15 protein-coding genes are annotated in these 16325 nt (G+C 71.0%); 8 read left to right on the top strand and 7 right to left on the bottom strand.

Features of this window, described 5'->3' with window-relative positions; translation table 11 throughout:
- Positions 1-923: hypothetical protein (locus H483_RS31980; RefSeq protein ID WP_017837415.1), on the bottom strand; the 923-nt coding region annotated here is incomplete at its 3' end.
- Between the two features lie 191 nt (positions 924-1114).
- Here H483_RS31980 and H483_RS31975 point away from each other — a divergent pair.
- The 3 genes from H483_RS31975 to H483_RS31965 are packed head-to-tail and all read left to right on the top strand — an operon-like array spanning position 1115 to position 5827.
- Positions 1115-3067 (top strand): penicillin-binding transpeptidase domain-containing protein, encoded by a 1953-nt coding sequence (locus H483_RS31975; RefSeq protein ID WP_238556317.1) that lies wholly within the window; start codon positions 1115-1117, stop codon positions 3065-3067.
- Between the two features lie 18 nt (positions 3068-3085).
- On the top strand, positions 3086-3970 hold the full coding sequence (locus H483_RS31970) for an SDR family NAD(P)-dependent oxidoreductase (RefSeq protein ID WP_017837413.1): 885 nt from the start codon (positions 3086-3088) through the stop codon (positions 3968-3970).
- Between the two features lie 30 nt (positions 3971-4000).
- Positions 4001-5827, top strand: a complete 1827-nt coding sequence (locus tag H483_RS31965; protein ID WP_017837412.1) for an acyl-CoA dehydrogenase — start codon at positions 4001-4003, stop codon at positions 5825-5827.
- A gap of 52 nt (positions 5828-5879) precedes the next feature.
- Here the strand turns inward: H483_RS31965 and H483_RS0119785 are convergent, their stop codons facing one another.
- The 3 genes from H483_RS0119785 to H483_RS31955 all read right to left on the bottom strand — a co-directional run bounded on the left by H483_RS0119785 (position 5880) and on the right by H483_RS31955 (position 7550).
- A complete protein-coding gene (locus tag H483_RS0119785) occupies positions 5880-6317 on the bottom strand; it encodes an SRPBCC domain-containing protein (RefSeq protein WP_256378851.1) in 438 nt (145 codons plus the stop codon).
- Between the two features lie 28 nt (positions 6318-6345).
- Complete coding sequence (locus H483_RS31960; RefSeq protein ID WP_017837410.1) at positions 6346-6723, bottom strand: helix-turn-helix transcriptional regulator; 378 nt, start codon at positions 6721-6723, stop codon at positions 6346-6348.
- Positions 6724-6887: 164 nt separating this feature from the next.
- Positions 6888-7550 (bottom strand): fasciclin domain-containing protein, encoded by a 663-nt coding sequence (locus H483_RS31955; protein ID WP_031264980.1) that lies wholly within the window; start codon positions 7548-7550, stop codon positions 6888-6890.
- Positions 7551-7715: 165 nt separating this feature from the next.
- Here H483_RS31955 and H483_RS31950 point away from each other — a divergent pair, with 165 nt between their 5' ends.
- The 3 genes from H483_RS31950 (at position 7716) to H483_RS31940 (ending at position 10782) form a co-directional block, all read left to right on the top strand.
- Positions 7716-9269: a molybdopterin-dependent oxidoreductase gene (locus H483_RS31950; RefSeq protein WP_017837408.1), complete on the top strand. Its 1554-nt coding sequence runs from the start codon at positions 7716-7718 to the stop codon at positions 9267-9269.
- Positions 9270-9343: 74 nt separating this feature from the next.
- Positions 9344-9925 (top strand): ECF RNA polymerase sigma factor SigK, encoded by a 582-nt coding sequence (gene sigK, locus H483_RS31945; RefSeq protein WP_042329923.1) that lies wholly within the window; start codon positions 9344-9346, stop codon positions 9923-9925.
- Positions 9922-10782: an anti-sigma factor gene (locus tag H483_RS31940; protein WP_017837406.1), complete on the top strand. Its 861-nt coding sequence runs from the start codon at positions 9922-9924 to the stop codon at positions 10780-10782. Before sigK ends, H483_RS31940 begins: the two co-directional genes overlap by 4 nt.
- Before the next feature lie 112 nt (positions 10783-10894).
- Here H483_RS31940 and H483_RS31935 read toward each other — a convergent pair whose 3' ends face one another.
- Together H483_RS31935 and H483_RS31930 are read right to left on the bottom strand one after the other, a co-directional pair.
- A complete protein-coding gene (locus tag H483_RS31935; RefSeq protein ID WP_017837405.1) occupies positions 10895-12169 on the bottom strand; it encodes a class I SAM-dependent methyltransferase in 1275 nt (424 codons plus the stop codon).
- Positions 12170-12180: 11 nt separating this feature from the next.
- Positions 12181-13653: an FAD-binding oxidoreductase gene (locus H483_RS31930; RefSeq protein ID WP_017837404.1), complete on the bottom strand. Its 1473-nt coding sequence runs from the start codon at positions 13651-13653 to the stop codon at positions 12181-12183.
- Positions 13654-13929: 276 nt separating this feature from the next.
- Between H483_RS31930 and H483_RS31925 the strand changes: the two genes are divergently transcribed.
- Positions 13930-14460 (top strand): DUF732 domain-containing protein, encoded by a 531-nt coding sequence (locus tag H483_RS31925; protein ID WP_017837403.1) that lies wholly within the window; start codon positions 13930-13932, stop codon positions 14458-14460.
- Between the two features lie 57 nt (positions 14461-14517).
- Here the strand turns inward: H483_RS31925 and H483_RS31920 are convergent, their stop codons facing one another.
- Entirely contained in the window at positions 14518-15669 is a 1152-nt protein-coding gene (locus H483_RS31920; RefSeq protein WP_017837402.1) for a patatin-like phospholipase family protein, read from the bottom strand.
- A gap of 157 nt (positions 15670-15826) precedes the next feature.
- Here H483_RS31920 and H483_RS31915 point away from each other — a divergent pair, with 157 nt between their 5' ends.
- Positions 15827-16297: a DUF4262 domain-containing protein gene (locus H483_RS31915; RefSeq protein WP_017837401.1), complete on the top strand. Its 471-nt coding sequence runs from the start codon at positions 15827-15829 to the stop codon at positions 16295-16297.
- The last annotated feature ends 28 nt before the right edge of the window (positions 16298-16325 follow it).

Here is a 16325-nt window from a genome sequence, read left to right as displayed (position 1 = left end):
TCCCCGGGCCCGCCGCTCCCACCCGCGGCGTTGTCCTCGGCGGCGGCGACGCCGATCGTGATCGTGACCTCGTAGCCGTCCTCCGGGGAGCCGACGACCTCGGGCATCTGCGCGTCCCACCCGTCGGAGAAGACCATGTCCGATTCCAGGCTCACCCCGGCCATGTTCCGGATGGAGGCGGTGTACCCGGAGTCGTAGGCGTAGACGGCGTCGGACTCCGCTTCGGGGAGTGCGATCTGCGAGGTGAGCCGGGCGTTCTCACCGGCCACGGCCGAGGCCAGGGTGTCGTAGACCTCGAAGTGCAGGTGCGGCCACCTGCCCGAGTAGCAGGCCGGGAAGATGCTGGTGAACTCGACTCTGCCGGACTCGTCCGCGGTCTGGACACCGCGGAGATAGTTCTGGTCGGTGACGCCCTCACTGTAGAGGGAGTACCGGCCCTCGCGGTCGCAGTGCCACAGGTAGACGGCCATCCCGGCCCCCGGTGCGCACTCGCGGGTCAGGTCCTGCAGGTCCACGGTCAGACGCATGGGGACACCCTCGGCGGTGCCGGTCATCCCCCCGAAGCTCGAGGTGATGTCCGAGCGGTGCACCCCGGATTCGATCAGCACGTTGGGCCCGTTGGACCCGTCGCCCGGGTAGGGTCCGGCGGTCTCTCCCGGCGCCGCCTCGACACACTCGGCACCGGCCCCGGACACGCCGGACGAGCCGGCGGAGGTCGTCGACGAGGTGGCGGACGACGTCGGGGTCTGATCCGTCGCACATCCCACCGTCAGGCCCACCGCGCCCACCCCGGCGGCGCCGAGGATCCCGCGCAGGGCCGCGCGCCGGTTCATCACGGCCAGGTCGTGCCCGAGTCCCAGATCGTGCTCGTGTACCGCGTCGTCGGGGGTGTCGGTGGAGCGGGATCGTCGGTAGCTGAACATCGGGGCCTCCGGGTCTGCGGGGTCTGGTGCACCCGCTCCTTCCGGCGGGACTGGTGAGGACAGTAGGAGCCGACGGCGTGAGTACCCTGCGGGTTGGCTGGCAGTTTCCTGTACCCGGCAGTTCTCTGTACACCGGGTGGTCGTCCGGCCCGACCGGTGCGGTGGGGGCGGGTTTCTGGTTGTGTGGAGTGATGACGCCGATGACACTGCGCCGCCACCACACCAGCGGCGCTCGCCGCCGACCCCGTCCCGTCGCCGGACTCGTCGCCGCCTCTCTGGCCGTGGCCCTGACCGGCAGCGGGTGCGCGGCACTGACCGGGGACACCGGATCGGACGAGCTCCAGCAGTTCCTCTCCACGCTGAGCAGCGGCGACCTCGCGGGGGCGGCCGCGCTCACCACCGATCCGGTCGCGGCCGAGGAGACCCTTGAGGCCAACGTGCTGGCGATGGGGTTCACCCCCACCCTCTCCGCGAGGACCCCGGACGGGGACCGGCGCCCGGACCGGGACCCCGTGCCGGTCGAGATCACCTGGGACATGGGGACCTCCGGGAACACCCAGGCCGACGACGAGCAAGCCGACGACGACGACGAGGCGGGCTCCGCCCCCGCCGGCGGGGAGACGGCGGCGGAGACCACCCCGCGCATCGTCACGACCAACGGCGAGGCACGGACCACCAGGGTCGGCGACGACTGGAAGGTCGAGTGGGCGCCGACGATCCTCGACACCCGCCTCGAGCCGGGGGGCACGCTGTCCTTCTCCGAGATCCTGGACTACGACACGTCGGTGGTGGACCGCACGGGCGAACCGCTCTTTCAGTGGACCCCGGTCACGGCGGTGACCCTCGCGCCGGACGCGGTGGAGTCGGCGGACGCGGTCGCGGCGCTGGTCGGCCCCGTGGTGCCGACGATCACCGGCCGGACGATCCGTGACGGCATGGCCGAGGCCGGCGACCAGCCCTACCAGGTCGTGGCGCTCCGGCCGTCCGACATCGACCCGATCCGCGATCAGCTCGCGGCCGTTGCGGGCGTGACGCTCCCCGAGCAGGGCCAGCTCATCCGCACCGACCGGAACCTGGACTCCCCCGCCCTCACCGGATTGCCCAATGCCTGGACCGAAGCGCTACAGGCGCAGGGCGGCTGGACCGCCGAGATCGTCAATCCCGATGCCGAACCCATCGAGCTGGGCAGTGCCCCGGTGGGCCAGGTCGAGGACCTGGTCTCCACGGTGCAGATCTCGATGCAACGGGCCGCCCAGCAGGCGGTGGACGCCTCCGCTCTGGGAGCGTCGATCGTCGCGATCCAACCCTCGACCGGGGGAATCCTGGCCGTGGCCCAGAACTCCGTCGCCGACCAGCAGGGGCCGGTGTCCATACAGGGCCGGTTCCCACCGGGGTCGACGTTCAAGATCGTCACCACGGCCGCCGCGCTGGAGGCCGGGGTCGTAGGCCCGGACGAGGTCGTGCCCTGCCCGGCCTCGGTCACCGTGTCCGGACGCACGATCCCCAACAACGACGACTTCGAACTCGGCCCGGTGCCGCTGGAGACGGCGTTCGCCCGCTCGTGCAACACCAGCCAAGCCGTCATCAGCGACCGGCTCGCGCCGGAGGCCATGAGGGACACGGCCGCCAGACTCGGCCTCGGGGTCGGGTTCTTCGCACCCGGCCTCGGTGTGGACACCTACACCGGCTCCGTGCCCGTCACCGAGCAGGGCCCGGCCCGGGTGGAGGCGGCGATCGGGCAGGGCGAGGTGCTGGCCAGCCCCTTCGGGATGGCGGTCATGACGGCCTCGCTCGCGAACGGCGGGCGGATGATCCTGCCGCACGTCGTCGACGGGATGCCCGCCACCGCCAACGACACCCCGGAACCCCTGGACCCGGGTGTGGTGGACACCTTGCGCAGGTACATGGAGCAGACCGTGCGATCGGGCACCGCCACGGCCGCCAACTCGATCCCCGGGCTCGGCGGCAAGACCGGCACCGCCGAGGTCGGCACCGGCCCCGCCCACGGCTGGTTCGTCGGCTCCACCGGGGACATCGCGGTCGCGGTCCTCATCGAGGGCGCCGACTCCTCGGGCCCGGCGGTGGCGATGGCCGCCCAGTTCCTCGGCGCCGCGGGACAGCCGGCACCGCTGGCACGGGGCTGACCCGGTAGGTTTCGCCTCATGCGTCTTCCTCGCCTCCCCCTGTCCGGTCTCCCCGTCCCCGGCCTCGACCGGATGCCGTTCGTCTCCTCCCCCTCCCCCGCGGACACCAATCGCCGGGTCCTGGTCACCGGCGGTGCCTCGGGCCTCGGCCTGGCCCTGGCCACGGCGTTCCTGGAACGCGGCGACCGCGTGATGGTCGCCGACCTCGCGGCCACCGACGACCGGCCGGACTCGCTGCCCGCCGATGCCCGTTATGTGCGTCTGGACGTGCGCTCCGAGGAGGAATGGCAGGCGGCGCGCGCCGAGGTCGAGCAGACCTGGGGCGGGCTGGACGTGCTGGTCAACAACGCCGGGATCGCGCAGGGCGGCCGCATCGAGTACCTCACCGAGGAGGACTGGCGGCTCATCACGGACATCAACCTGCTGGGCGTCGCGCGCGGGTGCCGCACCTTCGTGCCGATGCTCAAGGCCCAGGGGCGGGGGCACCTCGTCAACACCGCGTCCCTCGCCGGCCTCGTGCACCCGCCGACCATGGCCTCCTACACTGCCGTCAAGGCGGCCGTGGTGGCGATCTCCGAGACCCTGCGGTGGGAGTTGGAGCCGTTCGGTGTCGACGTCTCCGTGTTGTGCCCGTCGTTCTTCCGCACCAACCTGGCCTCGAGCCTGAACTCCTCCGACCCCGCCGCGAGCGGATTCGCGAGCAAACTCATCGACCGCTCCGAGCGCGGTGCGGACGAGATCGCCGCCGAGGTGATGACCGGGCTGGACGCGAAGCGGTTCCTGATCCTGCCCGACCCGGACGCCCGGAAGGCCTACCGCGGCAAGCGGTTCATGCCCGCCGCGTACGCCAAGACCATGCTCGGCATGGGCCAGAAGTTCGCCCGGGCCACCGGCGGGAGCTGACTCACGCGGCCGGCCGAGTAGCCTGCGATCATGGCTCCCTCGAATGCCCTCCCCTCGACCGTGATGTCCCGGGCCGACCTTGATTTCCTGCTGCACGACTGGCTCCGGGTGTCCGAGCTGTGTGGGCGCGAGCGGTACTCGGATCACTCGCGCGAGACCATCGACTCCGTGGTCGACCTGTCGGCCGAACTCGCCGAGAAGTACTTCGCCCCCCACAACCGCAAGGCCGACCTCAACGAGCCCAGGCTCGTGGGCGAGGAGGTCGAACTGATCCCGGAGATCGCCGAGGCCCTGCGTCGCTTCGCCGACGCAGACCTGGTGGGCGCCGCGATGGACTCACGAGTCGGCGGCATGCAGCTGCCGTACACCGCGTACCTGGCGTGTATGGCGTGGTTCTATGCCGCCAACGTCTCCACCGCCGCGTACCCGCTGCTCACCACCGGTAACGCCAACCTGCTGATCGAGCACGGTTCCGAGGAGCAGGTCGAGAGGTACGTCCGGCCCATGGTCGAGGGTCGCTTCACCGGCACCATGTGCCTGTCCGAGCCGCAGGCCGGCTCCAACCTCGCCGACATCACCACCCGCGCCGAGCCGCAGGACGACGGGACCTACCGGCTGTTCGGGCAGAAGATGTGGATCTCCGGCGGCGAGCACCAGATGTCCGAGAACATCGTGCACCTCGTACTGGCCAAGGTGCCCGGTTCGCCGGCCGGTACCCGCGGCATCAGCCTGTTCGTGGTGCCGAAGTACCTGGTCGACGAGGACGGTTCGATCGGGGAGCGCAACGACATCGTGATCACCGGCCTCAACCACAAGATGGGCTTCCGCGGCACGGTCAACACCATGCCCACCCTCGGCCAGGGCATGCACACCCCCGGCGGCCGGCCGGGCGCGGTCGGATACCTCGTGGGCGAGGAGAACACCGGTCTCAAGAAGATGTTCACCATGATGAACGAGGCCCGGCTCGGCGTGGGTCTGGGCGCCACGGCCCTCGGGTACACCGGGTACCTCAAGTCGCTCGACTACGCGCGCAACCGCCCTCAGGGGCGGACCGTCGGTGCCGATCCCTCCTCGCCGCAGGTCATGCTGACCGGGCACGCCGACGTGCGGCGGATGTTGCTGGCCCAGAAGTCCTACGTGGAGGGTGCCCTGGCGCTGGGGCTGTTCTGCGCGAGGCTCGTCGACGACGAGAAGACCGGATCCCCGGAGGAGGCCGCAGCCGCCTCCACCCTCCTGGACGTCCTCACCCCGATCGCCAAGTCGTGGCCGTCGCAGTGGTGCCTCAAGGCCAACGAACTCGCGGTACAGGTGCTGGGTGGGGCCGGGTACACCATCGACTACGACGTGGAGCAGCACTATCGCGACAACCGCCTCAACCCGATCCACGAGGGCACGCACGGGATCCAGGCCCAGGATCTGCTCGGGCGCAAGGTCCTCGCCGGGGGTGGTGCCGGACTGGCCGCACTGAGCGAGCGCGTCGCCGACACCTGCGACCGGGCGGATGCGGCAGGCGGCCCGGCCGAGGAGTTCGCCGCGCTGCTCCGACCGCGGGTGACGCGCCTGATCGAGGTGACCACCGCACTCGCCGGGCTCGGGGCGACCGACCCGGAGGCGTTCCTGGCCGACGCCACCGAGTACCTCGAGGCCGCCGGTCACATCGTGATCGCCTGGATCTGGCTCGAGCAGGTCCTCGCCCTGGGAGGTCGGATCGACGACGACGCCGACGGGTTCGCCGCCGGGAAGCGGCAGGCCGCGGCGTACTTCCTGCGGCGCGAACTGCCCGTCGTGGACGCGAAGTTCGACCTGCTGGCCGCGGGCGACCGCACCACCCTGGACATGCACGACGACTGGTTCTGAGCTGCGGGGCTGACCCTGGAGCGCGGGCCTGACTACGGTCCGAGTGTCCGGGTCAGGCCGAGGCGGAGGCGACGAGAACCCCGTCCAGCTCCTCGAACGCCTCGGTCCAGCCGTCGTGGACGCCGTGTTCGGAACCGCGGTCGTCGGGGTGCCGGGCCATGTGGAAGGTCATCATGGTGCGCCCCTCTCCCGCCTCGGCGAGGTCGACGGTGATGACGGGAACCTCGTCCCCGCGCTCGTCGTCCGGGCTGCCCCAGGTGAACCGGAGCCGGTCGGGCTCCCGGACCTCCAGGTATTCGCCCGTGGCCGGCCACTCGCCGCCGTCCGGGTCGATCATGAGGTAGGCGTAGCTGCCACCCACGCGGAGATCGATCGAGACGCTCTCGGCTGGGGTCGTGACCTCGTGCGGGTGCCACCAGCGAGCGGCCAGTGTCGGATCCGTCCACGCGCGCCAGAGAGTCTCGCGTGGGGCGTCGAACGTGCGGGAGATGGTGAATTCCGGGACGGATATGATGTCGTCACTCCTTCAATCGAGGCGTGCGACCTCGATCCGTGGGGTCGGCGTGCCCGGGCCGGATGTCGGTGAGCACGTCGTCGAGTCGGTCGAACTTCTGCTGCCACAGCGCGCGGTTGCGCTCGACCCAGGCCGTGGCGGCGTCCAGCGGTTCCGGCCGGAGCGTGCACACCCGCCACTGGGCGCGCGTGCTTCGCTCGATGAGACCGGAGGTCTCCAACACCCGGAGGTGTTGCGAGATGGCGGGTGCACTGATGTCGAACGGTTCCGACAACTCGCCCACAGTGGCCGGCCCGGCGCTGAGCCGCTCAAGGATCCCGCGACGCGTGGGATCGGCGAGCGCCTGGAACACCCGGGACAGCGGATCACCGGCCTGCTTCACTTCATCTTTCCCTTAATTAGGCGACAGCTTAAGTATGCACCACGGCTCGTCGTTGTCAGGCCCCCGCCCGACACGACGAGGCCCGGGCCGACGCTCTCGCGTCGACCCGGGCCTCGGTGCTTCCAGAACACTCGGGGGTCAGGGCCTCCCGGGGTTCAGCGGGCTCACTCCTCGGGGACGAGGACCTCATCGATGAGGTAGACCGTGGCGTTGGCGGTCTCGACGCCACCACAGATCACGTTGGCACCGTTGACGGTGAGCTCGTCACCGGAGCCCATGACCTCGACGTCCGCGCCGTTCAGCGTGGTCTGCATGCCCTCGATCTCGTCAGGGGTGATCTGTCCCTCGACAACGTGGTAGGTCAGGATGCTGGTGAGCAGCTCGGGATCGGTCTGCAGCGCCTCCATCGTGGCGTCGTCGACCTGCGCGAACGCGTCGTCGACCGGCGCGAACACGGTGTACTCGCCGTTGTTGAGGGTGTCGACGAGGTCGACCTCGGGGTTCACCCCGCCCGACACTGCGGCCGTGAGGGTGGTGAGGAGCGGGTTGTTGGAGGCGGCGGTGGCGACCGGCTCCATGGCCATGCCGTCGACCGAGCCCGGGCCATCCGGGTTGGCCTCGGCGTAGTCCGCACAGCCGGGACCGACCAGCATGCCGGCCGGCTCCGCCATCGCGGTGGTCTCCTCGGTGGTCATCTCAGAGGTCATGGGGGCGGTCGTGGTGCCCTCGGCCTCGGTGGTGCCCTCATCGTTCGCGCAACCGGCCAGAACGAGGCCGCTCACGGCAGCCGCCGCGGCGATCGAAGCCATGCGGCGGGAGATCGTCATGCTCATGGTGTTGGTCCTTTCAACAGAGCCTTGCGTGCTGGGTCACAAGGTCTTCGGCACGGTTCTCCGGCCGGATGGGTGGCTCCCGAATTCTTTCTCCCGAACCGTCCGGCGGGTCCCGTGCTCCGAACTCCTGACGTGGACATCACCCAGCCCCGAGCCCGCGTGACGGCCCAGATCGCCGCGGGCATCCTCTCGACCGGCATCGCCCTCGCGGTCGGTCACGCCGTCGCGGGCCTGGTCGCCCCCGGGTCGTCTCCGTTCCTGGCGGTGGCCGATTCCGTTGTCGACCGCGCACCCGCGGCCGTCCGCGAGGCGACCATCGACGCGCTCGGGACGGCGGACAAGCCCGCGCTGCTGATCAGCCTCGCCGGCATCCTCGCGGTGCTCGGCGTGGTGGTCGGCCTACTGGAGCGTCCGCGCCGCCCCATCGGTTCCCTCATCATCGTCGCCCTCGGTCTCACGGGAACGCTAGCGGCGGTGACGCGTCCGACGGCCGGACCCGCGTGGGCGCTGCCGACCCTCGTGGGCACCGTCCTCGCCGTGGTGGCGCTGCGTCTGATGATCGGCGCGTTGTTCCCCGCACCCGCGAGCCCGTCCGGAACCGCGGGCGCCGAGCACCCGGGCCCGGGCCCGGGCCCGGATCGACGTCGCTTCCTGGTGCTCGCCGGGTCGGCCGTGGCCGTGATCGCGGCGGCGGGCGCGACCGGGGTGGCACTGACCCGCCGCGCGGCCGACGCGCTCGCCGAGCGCACGGGCCTCCAGCTGCCACGGGTGTTGAGCCGCAACGCCGCCCCACCGGTCCCGGAGGGGATCGTTCCCGATGCCCCCGGGGTCACCCCGTTCCTCACGTCCAACGAGGACTTCTACCGCATCGACACCGCGCTGCGTGTCCCCGCGCTGACCACAGCGGACTGGCGGCTGCGAATCCACGGGATGGTGGAGAGGGAGATCGAACTGGACTGGCAGTCACTGACGAGCCGGGAGTTCCTGGACCGGATCGTCACCCTGACCTGCGTGTCCAACGAGGTCGGCGGCAACCTCGCCGGCAACGCGACCTGGACCGGCTTCCCGATCGCCGAACTGCTCGCCGAGGCCGGCCCCCTTCCCGAGGCCGACATGCTGCTCTCGACCTCCGTCGACGGGTGGACGGCGGGCACCCCGCTCGAGGCCCTCACGGACGGCCGGGACGCCCTGCTGGCCGTCGGGATGAACGGCGAACCCCTGCCGCTCGAGCACGGGTACCCGGTCCGGCAGGTCGTGCCCGGCCTGTACGGCTACGTCTCCGCCACCAAGTGGGTGGTGGACTGGGAGGTCACCCGATTCGACCGCGCCAGCGCCTACTGGACCGACCGGGGGTGGGGTGAGCGGGGACCCATCCTCACCGCGAGCCGGATCGACAGGCCCGCCCCCCTGGCCCAGCTGGAGCCCGGCCCCGTCGTGGTGGCCGGGACGGCATGGGCCCAGCGCCGGGGCATCGACCGGGTGGAGGTGCAGGTCGACGACGGTCCGTGGAACGAGGCGACGCTCGCCGAGGAGTACTCGATCGACACCTGGCGCATGTGGTCGTGGACCTGGGACGCCGAGCCCGGCCTGCACACGCTGTCGGTCCGGGCGACCGACTCGACCGGTGAGGTGCAGACGGAGACCCGACAACCGCCGATCCCCACCGGGGCCACGGGCTGGCACAACCGCACGTTCCGGGTGTCGGGGACATGACCGTCCTCGACACACCCCTCCTCACCACCCGCCCGTCCCGTGCGTTCGGACCACCTCGCATTAGACTGTCCCCCGTGTCCGAGCCCACCGCCCCGTCGCTGGCCGATCCGGGGCGCCTCCTGGAGCTCTCCGCGGCCGGGGATCTCGATGCCTTCGCCCGCTTCTACGACCTCATGGCGCCCCGTGTGCACGGTCTCGCACTCCGGGTCCTGCGCGACCCCGGGTACGCCGAGGAGACCGTCCAGGAGGTGTTCCTCCAGGTCTGGAAGCAGGCCTCGGGGTACAGCCCCAAGCTCGGCTCGGTCCATTCCTGGGTACTGACCATCGCCCACCGGCGAGCGGTGGACAGGGTGCGGTCCGAGAGTTCCGCGGCCCGGCGCGACGAGGCGGACGCCGCCGCGGGGATCACGCACTCCGGCGACATCGCCGACCAGGTGACCGAGGAGATCACCCGGGAAGAGGACGCCGCGGACATCCGTCGATGTCTCGGGGAACTCACCGAGAACCAGCGCGAGTCCATCGAGATGGCGTACTTCTCCGGGTTGACCTACCGGGAGGTCGCCGACCAGCTGGGGTCCGCACTGCCCACGATCAAGTCACGAATCCGCGACGGCCTGCGCCGTCTCAAGAGCTGCCTGGGAGGTGAGCTGTCATGACCGTCCGACACCACGATCATCCGGGGTCCCCGGACACGGTTCATCCCGAGGACCTCGACCTCTACGCCCTGGACGCGCTGGACCAGGAGGAGGCGGACGCCGTCGAGCAGGCGCTCGTCGCCGCGACCCCGGATCAACGCAGCTCGATGCTGGCCCACATCCGGTCCACGCGGGAGGTCGTGGCCGATCTGGTGGCCGACGCCGACCTCGACGTCCCGCCGCCGCCATCCCTGCGTACCAGAGTGCTCGACCTGGTCACGGCGGAGGCCGGGACCGGACACGATGCACCCACCCCGGATGCCGACGACACCGGTGACACCGGGGGCGCGGCAGTGGTCGACCTGAGCCGGATGCGCGAACGCCGGCGCCCCGGGACCTGGACCTTCCTCGCCACCGCGGCGGCGGCCATCGTGTTGGTGGCCGCGGGGGTGACCATCGGGCGACTGACGGGCGACGCGGGACCGGAGGACAACCTCCCGGTCGCGTCCCCGCCCGCCGCGACGATGCCGGACGAGGTCACGTCCCTGCTCACGGCGCCCGACCTCGAGGTCTCGCGCGGTCAGGTGGGCGGCACCGGCAGCGCCACCGTGCTCGCGTCCAAGACGGCCGACATGGCGGTCATCTCCATGACCGGGATCCCGGAGCCGGCCGAGGGCCGCGCCTACCAGCTGTGGCTGATGGGTCCGGACCACGACCCGATCCCGGCGGGCACGATGGAGTCCGGCGAGGTGGGCCCGTCGCCCTCCGCCGAGCTCAGCGGGATCCGCAACTCCGCCCAGATCGGGATCACCGAGGAGCCCGCGGGCGGCTCCCCGGCCCCCACGGGTGAGGTACTGCTGGCCCTCGACCTGGCCTGAGCGCGCGACCCGGCCTGAGCGAGCGACCCGGCCCGAGCGCGCATCCTGGCCCGAGGGGCGCGACCCGGCCCCGACGGTGTCCGGGCGGGATCGGCCGCTCAGGCCCGGCGGCTCACGGCCGCCACCACTGCCGCAGTGGAACGTCCCAGGTCATGGTGTCGCCGAGCCGGACGGCCAGGATCTGATGGAGCTGGATCTTGTTGTGCTCGAAGCCGTACTGGCAGGCACCCATGTAGAGCCCCCACAGCTTGGCCATCGGTTCGCCCACCTCGTCGACGGCCTCGTCCCAGTGCTCGACCAGGTTCGCGCACCAGTCGCGCAGCGTGAACGCGTAGTGCTGCCGGAGGTTCTCCTCGTGCAGCACCTCGAACCCGGCGTTCTCCGCCTCGAGGTGGACGGTCCCGGCACCGGCCAGCTCGCCGTCCGGGAAGATGTATCGGTCGATGAAGGCGCCCGCCTTGACAGACCGGGAATTGTCCGGCCGGGTGATGCAGTGGTTGAGCAGACGCCCGCCCGGCTTCAGGTACCCGTGCAGTCGGTCGAAGTAGGCGTGGTAGTTACTGCGCCCGATGTGCTCGGTGATGCCGATGGAACTGACCGCGTCGAAGTCGCGCTCGGGCACGTCGCGGTAGTCCATCAGCCGGACCTCGGCCAGATCCCCCAGGCCCTGGGCCCCGATCGCGGCCCGGCCCCACTCGACCTGCTCCCGCGAGAGTGTCACGCCGATCGCCCTCACCCCCCGGGAGGCCGCGTAACGCACCATCCCGCCCCACCCGCACCCCACGTCGAGCAGCCTGTCGCCCGCCTTGAGACCGAGCTTGTCAAAGACGAGGCGGTACTTGTTCTCCTGCGCCTCCTCCAGGGACCTCTGTTCGTCGGTGTAGCACGCACAGGTGTAGGTCATGGTGGGCCCGAGGATCCACTCGTAGAAGCGGTTGGATACGTCGTAGTGGTAGCTCACCACCTCTGAGTCCCGCTTCTTGGAGTGTCTCCGCATGCCGTGCGCGACCCGGCGCCACGCCGCGGGCACCTCCTGCTCGGGAATCGGCAGCATCGTGAGGTTCTGGCGTCCGATCGACCGGGCGACCCGGGCCATCGTCCGCACGTCCGGCCTGCGGGTCATGGTCTTGCGAAAGACCTCGAGCGCGCCGAACACGTCGTGCGGCGCCCCGGGATGCACCCCGTCGACCTCGATCTCTCCCATGAGATAGGCGCGGGCCAACCCGAGATCGCCCGGCGCGGTGACGATGTACTGCAGGGCTCGCCGGCTCTTCAGGCGTAGTATCAGATCGCTCTCGGGCGGGCCGAACGCAGAGCCGTCGTACGCCTCGATGCGCAGGGGTGGCTCGCCCGTCGCGAACGCGCCGACGATCTCACCGATCGTCATCCTGTCAGTCGTCACCGTGCACCCACCGCCTTGTCGTAGAGGGTCGAGAACCGACCGTCCGGGTCGAACTCCGACTTGAGCCCGGCGGCGTGCTCACCGCCGTACAGCTGGTCGAACTCCTCCCGGGAGTAGAAGACCTCGGAGTAGAGCGACTTGTGCCCACCGAGCCGGGAGACCTCCTCCTCGATGCGCCGGTTCCACGCCCCCTCCGCCGACCCCGGCTCTACCGGCGCCGAGGACCAGAATCCGATGTTGACATAGGTTGTGTCGGGCGACAACGGATACAGCGGCCACGGTCGGTCGGAGGCCGTCCGCCCGTCCGGTGTCGGCGCCGGGGTGCGCTCCCGCAGCCGCAGCGGACACACCCACAGCGGCTCTATGGGGACCTCCCGCAGGAACCACTCCAGGAACTCCTCGGTCCGGTCGATGGTCACTTCCACGTCCTGCACCACGCGCTCGCGCGGGCCCTCGCCCTTGAGCGCCCCGATCCTGTTACCCAGGTCGTACCTGTGGTCCAAGCCGATGATCTTCCAATACGCCGACGACCTGAGCAGCTGCTGCGGCCACCACCGGCGGATGCCCGGGTTCTGCACCCCGAACGCGCGCGAGCACCAGAACCAGTCGGTGTCCCAGCGCCACAGGTAGTCGCGGGTGGTCAGCCGATCGCGGACCACCGAGCCGGCGGGGCCGCCGTGCCGGATCGACCGGTAGTAGATCGCCTGCTTGTCCCGCACCCCCGTGTAGTCCGAGACGGGTCCGGGCTCGTCGGTCCGCCGCCCCAGGGTCAGGTAGGACTCGTCGGCCGAGAAGACGACCCCGTCCAGGAAGTCGACCACCTCGTCGTCGTACGTCCCTGACTCGCTGATCCGCCCCAGCCCGTCGGCCAGCGCGGCGAGGGAGTCGAACCGGACGTGGCGCAGTTCGACGTACCGCATGACCGGTTCGAGCGCGATGCGCAGCCGCACGGCGTACCCGAGCGAGCCGTACGAGTTGGGGAACCCGCGGAAGAGCGCCTGCTCGCGCACCGTCCCGTCGGGGCGGGCGGTGACGATCTCGCCCGTCCCGGTGAGGATGTCCATCTCCAGAACCGACTCGTGGGGCAGCCCCAAGCGGAAGGAACTGGACTCGATGCCCAGTCCGGTCACGGCGCCCCCGAGGGTGATGGTCTTGAGCTGCGGCACCACATACGGCATCAACCCGTACGGCAGGGTGGCGTCCACCAGGTCCTCGTACGTGCACATGCCCTGCACGTCGGCGGTGCGGGCGTCCGGATCCACGGAGACCACGCGCGTCAGGCCGGTGGTGTCGAGACCGTGCGACGACGACGAGGCGCGCGGCCTGAACAGATTGGACGTCGTCTTGGCCAGCCGGACGGGCTCCCCCCGGGGGACCGCCTCGAAGCTGGCGAGGAGCCGGCGGACACCCTCGTCATGGCGCCGGGGCCCGACGACCAGCGATCCGGACAGACGACCGTGAGTGCCCATGCGCCCCACCCTAGTGGCGGTCCGCCACGACGGGACCCCTTCCGTCGGCAGCCCACCCCGGCGTCCCGGGCACTGCGCTCCCCACTCCGCTCCCCACCCGCTCGGCTCGCCGGGACCGGTGCCACTGACGGGCCGGTCTCGATCCCGTCTCGATTGTGGCACCGGTCATATCGTCTCCACCGAACGCTCCCGAGTCGTCGGACCGCGTCCGTACCCTTCCCGAATGGAGGACCTCACTATTCCGATTCACACTTCCCCCATCGAGGAGGGCCCGTCATGACCGCACGTGCACACCGAGCCGCGCTGTTGACCCGGGGCGCCCGCGAGATCCGCCCCGACCGACGACGGGGGCTCGTCGCCGCGTCGGGGTTCGCGGCGCTCGCCCTGGTCCTCGGGGCGTGCGGGGAGGAGGGGACCGCGGAGGAGGCGGTCGGCGAGGCGACCAGCGCGGTGGGGTCCGTGGCCGCGGAGGCCACCTCCGCTGTCGGCGACGCCACCGACCGCGACGGGGCGACGACCGGCGAGCAGCCGGCCCCGGACGGCGGCGATGACGGGCGGTCCCCCGAGGAGCAGTTCCTCGGCGAGATCCGGACGGTCGGCGTGGTCGCCGACGACGAACCGGGTTATCTCGCGCGGGGGCGGGAGACCTGCGCGTCACTCGACGGCGACATGGGATACGTCGACGTGGTCCGGCAGTACAACGACGCCCACCCCGACGCACCGGTGACCGAGGCCCCGGTGGTCGTGGCGGCCGCGGTCAGGGCGTTCTGCCCGCAGCACCTGCCGCAGGTCGGCCAGGGGGGCTAGGTCGGTTCGGCCGGATCGGGGCGCTCGGGCGGTGAGGGGGGCTCGCACGGCGGGCCCTCACAACCCCTCCCGGTCAAGCGCCTCCGCGGTGAGCCGACGGCCGAGTTCGATCATCTCCTCCGCCCGATGGAAGTCGAATGCGGAACACGAGTCCGACGGCACCTCCACGAGGACGTCGGGACGGTTGCCCGCCATCCGGTAGCCGGTGAGGATGCTCTGCATGGCCTCGACCGACTGGGAGACCACGTCGAAGATCCGGAGTGTGCCCGGGAGTGACTCGAGACCCCGCTCGTCGCTCTGGGCGTCGGCCCGGACCTCGCGTTCTCCCTCTTCGACCGCCTCCTCGACCTCGGGGGACGGTGTCGCCGATCCCCCCGGGAGGGATCGCCCGGCGGAGTCGGTGCCGGCCCCGGGCCCGGTCGTGTCGATCCCGGCCGCCTCCACGCCGGCTGCGTCCGCCCCGGACGTGTCCTGACCGAAGCGGGCGGCGACAAGACGGACCAGGTCGGCGTCCCGGACGTCCGCCGCCGCCGTCCGGATGCGACCCGAGAGCCTGGCGGTGGTCGCCGTGACGGAGCCACCCTTCTTCGAGATCTTCGGATCCGCCACGGCCGACGGTTCCTCGGGATCCGAACTCTCCTGGAACGTGGAACCGCGGATACCCTCCCGGCGACCGGTCAGCGACACCGCCAGCACCAGATCGCTGTCCACCGAGGCCAGAGGCTCGAGCGGGACCGGGTTGGTCACGCCGCCGTCGATCATCAGGCGCCCGCCCACGATCGCCGGGGTGACGATGCTCGGGATGGCGAACGACGCACGCACGGCGATGTCCGCCGGTCCCCGGGTGAACCAGACCTCCCGCCTCGCCCGCAGGTCGGTGGCCACAGCGGTGTAGGGGATCGCGAGGTCCTCGATCCGCACGTCGTCGAGCATCTCGCCGATCACGCCCATGATCTTGTTGGCGCGGATCGCTCCCCCGCCGGCGAAGGACACATCCAGCAACCGCAAGACGTCCCGTTGTGCCAGGCCTCTCACCCATTCCTCGAAACGGTCCAGCTCACCGGCCGCGAGCAACGAACCCACCACCGCACCCATCGAGGCCCCGGACACCCCGACCACCTCGTGTCCGCGCGCCTGGAGCTCGCGGATGGCCCCGATGTGCGCATATCCGCGTGCCCCGCCGGAACCCAGTGCCAACGCGACCCTCATGCGGTCCCCCTTCGTCGTCCTCATTCAAGTGTGCACCGGGGCCGCACGCATCATCACGGCACCTCGGCGTGCGTGTCGTAGGGGCGATCTATCGTCACCCCCGTATCGAGCACCTGTTCGATGCGGACGATCGCACACCAGACAACCAGGAGTTCCCGTGTCCCACACCGTCATCCCCTCCCGCCCCATGGCCTCCGTCGACCCCGACATGGCCGTCGTCGCCGCCAACATCGACCGATACGGCATCCACCTGGTCCACGTGGGCGAGGGCTGCACCTGCGCGGACTGCGACTCCGCCCCCCTCCCACCGGACCAACGATTCGGATACACGGTCGGCCTCACCGGTCGCGGACACCCCGAGCTCCTGGTCCGCGGCCTGGGCGCCCGTGAGACTGCGGTGCTGCTCACCCGGTGGGGCGGGTCCGTCCTGGACGGCGGGGTCCTCGACGCCGGCCACCTCCTGTGTGAGGGCCCCGACGGGCCGACGTGGGACCTCACTCCGGTTCGGCGCCCCTCCAGGACACTGCGGTGGGCGGGCCGCTACTACCGCACCGCCGGCTCCGGCGGCCTCAGCGCCCTGGAACTGGTGCCCGCTCGTCGGCGCTGTCCATGCGAGGGGTGCTGCTGAGGTCACCAGCACGGCGGGGTCGTCGTAG

This window comes from Dietzia sp. UCD-THP (assembly GCF_000349585.1).
Classification (GTDB): domain Bacteria; phylum Actinomycetota; class Actinomycetes; order Mycobacteriales; family Mycobacteriaceae; genus Dietzia; species Dietzia natronolimnaea_A.
The sequence above is the reverse complement of the archived record's forward strand: the minus strand, read 5'-3'. Positions and strand labels throughout refer to the sequence as shown.